Raw genomic sequence first — 6,651 nt, 5'->3', positions numbered from 1 at the left:
TCTTTCAACTTTTAAATGGGTACGGGAGGCGATCGCTTTCCACTGTGCCTGGGTGATGGGATAACGTCCCATGTAGAAAGAAGAAACGGTTACTCGGTGTTGAGGTCTTTCCCATCTAAATCCTTCCCAACCAAATTTTTTTACCAGTCTTTCGATTTCCTCATCTTCTGTTCCCATCAGGAAAGTTCCCCCCGGAATGGCGACCATTTCTAAGGTGATGCCTTTGCCCAAATCTTGGGTGTAGTAGCGGGCGGTTCTGCTTTTGCGTCCGATGATTTCACCACGATAGTCAAAGGTGACAGTTTCAAACTTGTCAGTTAGTAAGTCTAATGGTTCTATAGACTTAGATTTAACTACTCTAGAAGAACTTGACAAGTTAACCAATAAGTTTATGATATCTAAATCGCCTCCTTTAGCTGCTATATTGGCATGAATTAAAAGTTCTCTTGCTTCCTCTTTCTTGTCTTCAACGACTTTTCTATAAGCTAAGTTTTTCAGCGATTCAATATTACTTTTTTGTGCCTCTCCAAAGAGAACAAAATTGCTCTTATAAGTTGGTTCTACCCTCGCTAGAGGATGCTGGTTAGGACTGAGCTTGGGAACTTCTGTCATCAAGTATTGTTCTAATTCCGCTACTGTCAGACATCTATTTTGTCTCTTAGTTTCTTCTAAAGCTTGCAGCAGAATATGAGTAAAAGCCCCCCGTTTAATTGACTTAACTTCTAAAGATTTTTCCTTAGTGCGACAGGAATAAAAGGCAATCATGCCCTGATAATCTTGGAGAGTAATCGTCCCCCCCCTAGCTTGATTTTCGACATTGCGACAGGCATCAACGAACATCACCACGTTTCCGGCTCCCCAGTTCCGCAGGCGCTCCGTAATGTAGCTAACTGATAGAGCCGTCTGTTCCAATCGGCGGGGATTGCTATCCGATAGCATCAAGTAGTCTCCCCCTAGTCCCCGATTCCCGTGTCCTGAAAAGAAAAACCAGAGGTTATCGGCACTCGTGAGGAGTTGCCGCTCAAACTGTACGTCGAAGAACGTATCTAAGTGACCGAAGGACGGCTCAGTTGGAATTGGCGGCTCTGTGAGAATCGGATCGGAGTCGTCAGTGAATAAAAAGAGTCCTTGGGGGTCAAATCCTCCTTCTTGGAGCAACCAGTGGTGCATGGCTTCTGCATCTGTCTTGGCAAACTTGAGATGTTCCAAGTAACTGTACTTATTAATACCGATGATGATCGCCCAATTCTTCGCCATGTTTTAAGTCTCTTTGCGCTTAAAAGTCAGCTTGATTTCCGTCGCTCCTCCGACCTTGCCCCGTGCTAAACCCCAGAAGCCGACTTCTCCTTCCCCATTGACAGCGACAGAGAACTCAATTTGGTCGAGATGTATGCTTGGTTTAGCATCTTTACCACTTTCTGGTTGAGCTATTTTGGCTTGCTGATCCGCCTGAATGAATAAATCGCCAACCACGACGAGAAATTGGTTTAAATTCTGTTGGAGCTTGCCAACTGGAAGAGGAACTTTGCCTATTTCTTCAGTCTCTAACGTCTCCTCTTCGCCTCCTAGTCGCCCTCCCAGAAAGATACCACTGGCTTTTTCTCCCTCAGATAGGGGAATTGAAGACGATCCTGTAATCATCCAAAGAGTGGGTTCAGAGTTCTGAGTTGACTCGGACATAGGTTGATTTCTCCAATGTAATGAATTTTCTACTTCGTTTTTATTGTGGCTTCCAGTTCCGCCACCTTCCTCTCAACCTCCGCCATCCTCTGACTCAACGGCACAGTCTCGGCGCAGCCCAAGTAAGCAGCGATCGCACTGACAATCACATCCGTCTTGGACGTGCCAATCCGCTCGACGTACTGGTTGAGTTCGGCGAGGAGAGGTGGGGGAATTCGGACGGCGATTTGTGGTTTGCCCATAACAGTTACATTTCTTCTCCCACCATGCTACCAAACGCATGACTAAGTATCAACACGCTAAATAAATCCCACAGCATCCCTAACGTTTTCATCCGTAACTTCCAGATATAAAGCTAAAGTTCCTAAGCTTGAGTGTCCAGAGATTTTCTGGATCGTTCTCAGGGGAACCCCCGCCGCGTGCATTCGGGTTAGAGCAGTTCGCCTAAATGAATGAGTAGATATGCCCTTAAATCCCAATCGATCGCAAGCTTGCCTTAATGCCAGATCGGTATAGGCGCGGGTTAGAGGTTTGTCGCCCGCCCTGCCGGGGAAAAGGTATTCGTTCGGGGAAGCGGTCGCAAGATAATCATTAAGAATTTTTTCAAGGTTAGGAGAGATAGGCAGCGATCGACTGCCTTTTTTTCCTTTAGTATTTGCTTTTCTTAGTGTGATCATCCCATTGCCAACGTCCCCCGCCCGGATCGATAAAGCTTCGCTGATTCTGCAGCCGCAAAATAAGCAGATAGCGAAAATAGCCCTATCTCTGGGATTGAGAAGATTAAATATGGCTGTTACTTCCCCATCGCTGAGAATTTTTGCTTGTCCATTGCGATCGCATTTCATGGGAGAGACTTGTCAAAAGTTTTATTTTAGCAAGTCTTTCTTAGTTTTATGGATTTAGGGCAAGGAACGCTATATGTAGTGTAGATGCACAGCTTCCCAGACACTATATATGGATTATCTGCAATCATTAATCTGGTATTCGACTGATCCATCGGGGTTGATCCTTCCTCTCGCCTCTACCCCATAGAAAAGCTCCCAGATGGTGACTAATGCCAGGGAATAAATGATCAGGCTCACGCCCGCGATTACTAAATTTTTCCGATTTATTTCAATTGATCGCATTTTGCCTCGCTGTAGCAAGTGATTTGGTCGAATAATTTTAAGTAATTAACCACAAAGAAAAAATAGGCGATCGTAACGGCGATCGATAAAATTGCTATTATTATTCGCAGTTTATAATCTAAGCTATCATCTAAGCTCTTATCTAAACTTTTATCTAAACTGTCATCTAAGCTCTTATCTAAACTATCATCTAAGCTCTTATCTAAACTATAATCTAAGATACCATCTAATCTATTTTTTAAACTATCATATAAACTATCATCTAAGCTCTCATCTAAGCTTCTCATTTTGCCTCCATATCCAAGGTTCGACCGCTTGCCTATCTGTGAATAATCCGATTTTTTTTGATTGGGCGGCTTGAAATTCCCTATCGATCGAATTCCAGATCGGACAATTTCTTTTAAATCGATCGAATGCCCAAACTGTGCCGGCATGAGCCTGTAGCGATTGCACTGCTTGCCATTTGCCACGATCGCTAATGTAAAGAATGGCGATAGTTCGGCCAAATCGATCGGTATTTATTCGATCGATTTTTACAGGCCTATCTTTGATTATTTCTCTGAGATGATCCCTAGAAGCTTTTCCGAAAGGCTGCTTTAATTCAGGCGCATCTATGCAAGCTAATCTTATCTTTTCTCCCTTGTCGGTGGTGCAGGTATCACCATCGTGGCAGCGGATTATTTTTACTTTTTCCCCTGCATCGCCTGTAGATCGGGATTTAACCCCTAGCAAAATTATCGCGATTAAGGCAATGATCAAGAGAGGATATTTTTTACCCATATTACTGCCCTAAAGGAATAGCAAAATAAGTTACCCAAGCTCCATTGATCTTTCGGCACACTGGCGGCCTTACTGTTCTTGGCAATGTGCTATATCGATACTGCTGCCCCTTAAAATATAGATTTCCATCGCCATATTTCATCGGCACTAGGCCCCAGCCGCAATTATTAAGAGCAACTTTTCTTGATTCTTCTCTCTGGATTCGAGAGATAAATTCGCCTTCTGGCTCTAAATTGGCTATATAAACGGTTCTGGTGGCTGGATTATAGGCATTGCTGCCTAGTCCTCCCCTTGCACAATCATAATTAGATATTTGAGGCAGTGATAGGTAGTCAATCGGATTCCCATCATTGATTCTTAAGATTGGTGCTGGTGTTGCTTCTGGTATCTTGACTTTTCCTACCCCGCAGTAATCAGCTTTTCTCAGGGTATTGGTTCGTATTCTGTCAGTCCCGGCTACTTCTGCTATTGTGAGAGGCTGCCCGGTGAGTACGATAAAATCTCCCCTCCGATCATCGGTGCGATAGATTTCGCGGCCTTGAAATGGTGTCGCGTTAATCCCTTCGCTAAAAAAAATAACCCCTAGCAAAATTAAAAGCTTTCGCATTTTCTCACTCCAGATATTGGCCGATCAGCCTTTGGTCGCAACGCGCTCGCAACGCGAGATCGGCCGATTGTAGATTAGTTAGCGGCTTCATATCTCAAGTACACAGGGCTGCCGCTGCTTCCGACATTTCGGCAGATTGGCCCGTAATTTTGCGCCGTTACGGATCCGAGGGTGTAGTTTGTTGATCCGATCGTAAAGCTGAAATCGCTCCCCCAGGGATTCCCTTCTGCTGGCTCCGCGAATCTTGCGATCCCGCAGCCATTGGCTCTTGCGGTGCGATTGCCCCCGGCTTTTACGGCTACGGTGGCCGCTTGGTTGGGGGTGTATCCAGAAAAATAGAAGTTGCCATTCGGGTCTTTTCGGGCTGCGCTAGTCGTTCCTCCGTCCCATGGCGGGGTCGATCCATTGCACACGGGTGCGCCGCTTAAGCTTACTGGGGTAGCGATCGATCTTGCGGTTCCGTTAATGTTGATGCTGGTTGGGGTGGCTTGATTCGCACTCACTCGGACAATGCCGCAGCTATTGGCTAGGATCGCTGTGGGCCGGCTGCCGCCATTGGTCGTTAGCTGAACTGAGGTATTGGGGCTGTGGCCTCTGGAGTAAACCACGTCCCGTCCGCTTTCGACTGTTTTGATTACTTGAGCTTGGACACTGGTTCCGATTAGCGAGAGTATAGCTGTGCTTGCTACTAGAAGTTTTCTCATGATTCAGATCTATAGATTAAGTGCCTTTCTTATTTTTTACCAAATAGTTTTTATTTTTTCCAGATTTTTTTTAATTTTCTTCAACCCCAATCACCAATATTTTTACTTTTGTTAATTGCGACCTCATCCTGGACCATTCCCGCCATACTTGAGCCTTCTGGCGATCGTATCCAGATAATTGGCTTAGATATCCCTCAGAGGTTCCTTGACCAAATCTATAAGAAATTCGGATAATTTCAATTCTTGCGCGCTCTCTTCGGGCTATTTCTTGCTGTATCTGAAAATCTCTAGCGATTTCTTCTAATTTCAAAGTTTCTACTAGAACTAATTCCCTGAGTCGGTTGGCTGATTCGGCCCGATTTCTTTGCAGTTCCGCCACCTTGATCTGTAAATCTCCGATCGCAATTACTCGTGAGGCTGCTTCGCCTCCCCCCTGTAATCCCTGCCAATTGAAAAGGCCGCCTAGTAGTTCCCCGGCGATATTTCCCAGTACATTACCAAAGATTAAGGTTAAAGGGTTGGCAATTAAGGGGCTATCTTTATTTATTTGCGCTGCTGGGAAAGTTCCCCATAGTAAAACTTGTAAAAAAGGGCTAAAAGTGGAGACATTGATAGTTTTCAGATTGCTTGATCGCGCTTCGGCGATCCTATTTTCTGCCTCTTCTATGCGTGCATCCATCTCTCTGAGAATCGGCGATCTAGAAAGTGCTAGGGATTGTAATTGTAAAATACAGCTTTCTGTGGATTCAATGCAAGGAAGATCGCCTTTTAATTGACTCCAAACATCCTCAGCTATTTTATTCTCGATCAGGGAATCGAGATCAGGTCTTAGTAATGGGTTATCTTCTGTCCTTGGCGCGTCGTTAATTTCCCCTTCTACCGGTTCGGTTTCCGTGGGGATTGTTTCTTCTACTGTCGGCGGAATTGGGGTAGGATTTGCCAGAATTTTAAGGGGCAAACAAGCCAAGGCGATTAAGATTAGTAAGCTTTTCATCGTACTCCTTTCCTCCATGCCCAAGGAGCGGTCGCAATGCGCTCGCTACGCGAGATCGGATTTGCTGATTTCCATAAGCCCGCTCCTCGATCTCTCGCGCTTTGTTCAGCTTGTTTTAATCCCATAAAGTCGCCGCATTTCGAGGCATATTGCGGGTAATACCAGGCTAGGCCTGCTGATAGCAGTCGTTCCTGAATATTTATATTATTCACATAAAGAATTGAGGCGGTTCGGTTAAATCCTCCGTCGCCCCTGTTAACTATTTCTAATTCTTTCCCCACTGTTAAACTGGCTAGGTAATCCGTCGCCTCTTGTCCGAATGGTTGATCTGGTTCGGGTGCGTCAATGCAAGCGAGTCTTAGGGCTTTTTTATGGCAAGATACCCGCAAGCTATCACCATCATGAATGCCAGTTATTTCGCATAATCTTGTATTTGCGCTGATTGGTATTGCGCTAGTGATTAAGAGAATTGATAGTGTTGCGGTTTTTTTCATTAGCTTAGGAGATAGGAGTCAGGAGATAGGAGAATAAGATAGTAAAAAAAATCTTAGGAAACGATTCTTAAGAAGGCGAAGATGGCTTAATTATATCATATTTTCAAAGTAATATCAAGTGAGTTAATGACTGATAACTGATAACTGATAACTGATAACTGATAACTGATAACTGATAACTGATAACTGATAACTGATAACTGATAACTGATAACTGATAACTGATAACTGATAACTGATAACTGATAACTGATAACTGATAACT

9 protein-coding genes are annotated in these 6,651 nt (G+C 44.4%); all 9 read right to left on the bottom strand.

The window, feature by feature from the left end:
* Positions 1–1,257, bottom strand: a 1,257-nt coding sequence (locus tag O9295_RS02130; RefSeq protein ID WP_288031302.1) for a caspase family protein, incomplete at its 3' end; no start/stop codon positions are given.
* Between the two features lie 3 nt (positions 1,258–1,260).
* Positions 1,261–1,680, bottom strand: a complete 420-nt coding sequence (locus O9295_RS02125) for a Pepco domain-containing protein (protein WP_288031299.1) — start codon at positions 1,678–1,680, stop codon at positions 1,261–1,263.
* A 72-nt stretch (positions 1,681–1,752) separates the two neighbouring features.
* Positions 1,753–1,962 carry a hypothetical protein gene (locus O9295_RS02120; protein ID WP_288031297.1) on the bottom strand — a complete coding sequence of 70 codons (210 nt, stop codon included), beginning with the start codon at positions 1,960–1,962 and terminating at the stop codon, positions 1,753–1,755.
* Positions 1,963–1,979: 17 nt separating this feature from the next.
* The gene (locus tag O9295_RS02115; protein ID WP_288031295.1) at positions 1,980–2,525 is read right to left on the bottom strand and encodes a tyrosine-type recombinase/integrase; all 546 of its coding nucleotides are present in this window, start codon (positions 2,523–2,525) and stop codon (positions 1,980–1,982) included.
* A 263-nt stretch (positions 2,526–2,788) separates the two neighbouring features.
* Positions 2,789–3,094: a hypothetical protein gene (locus O9295_RS02110; protein WP_288031293.1), complete on the bottom strand. Its 306-nt coding sequence runs from the start codon at positions 3,092–3,094 to the stop codon at positions 2,789–2,791.
* Positions 3,078–3,587 carry a thermonuclease family protein gene (locus O9295_RS02105; RefSeq protein WP_288031291.1) on the bottom strand — a complete coding sequence of 170 codons (510 nt, stop codon included), beginning with the start codon at positions 3,585–3,587 and terminating at the stop codon, positions 3,078–3,080. Before O9295_RS02105 ends, O9295_RS02110 begins: the two co-directional genes overlap by 17 nt.
* A 1-nt stretch (position 3,588) precedes the next feature.
* A complete protein-coding gene (locus O9295_RS02100) occupies positions 3,589–4,194 on the bottom strand; it encodes a hypothetical protein (RefSeq protein ID WP_288031290.1) in 606 nt (201 codons plus the stop codon).
* Between the two features lie 774 nt (positions 4,195–4,968).
* Positions 4,969–5,892: a hypothetical protein gene (locus tag O9295_RS02095; protein ID WP_288031288.1), complete on the bottom strand. Its 924-nt coding sequence runs from the start codon at positions 5,890–5,892 to the stop codon at positions 4,969–4,971.
* Positions 5,889–6,386 carry a thermonuclease family protein gene (locus O9295_RS02090; protein WP_288031285.1) on the bottom strand — a complete coding sequence of 166 codons (498 nt, stop codon included), beginning with the start codon at positions 6,384–6,386 and terminating at the stop codon, positions 5,889–5,891. Before O9295_RS02090 ends, O9295_RS02095 begins: the two co-directional genes overlap by 4 nt.
* Positions 6,387–6,651: the final 265 nt, after the last annotated feature.

The sequence above is a fragment of the Microcystis sp. LE18-22.4A genome, assembly GCF_027531105.1.
GTDB lineage: Bacteria > Cyanobacteriota > Cyanobacteriia > Cyanobacteriales > Microcystaceae > Microcystis > Microcystis aeruginosa.
Note: the sequence above shows the minus strand (reverse complement) of the source record. Positions and strands in the feature narration are given on the sequence as shown.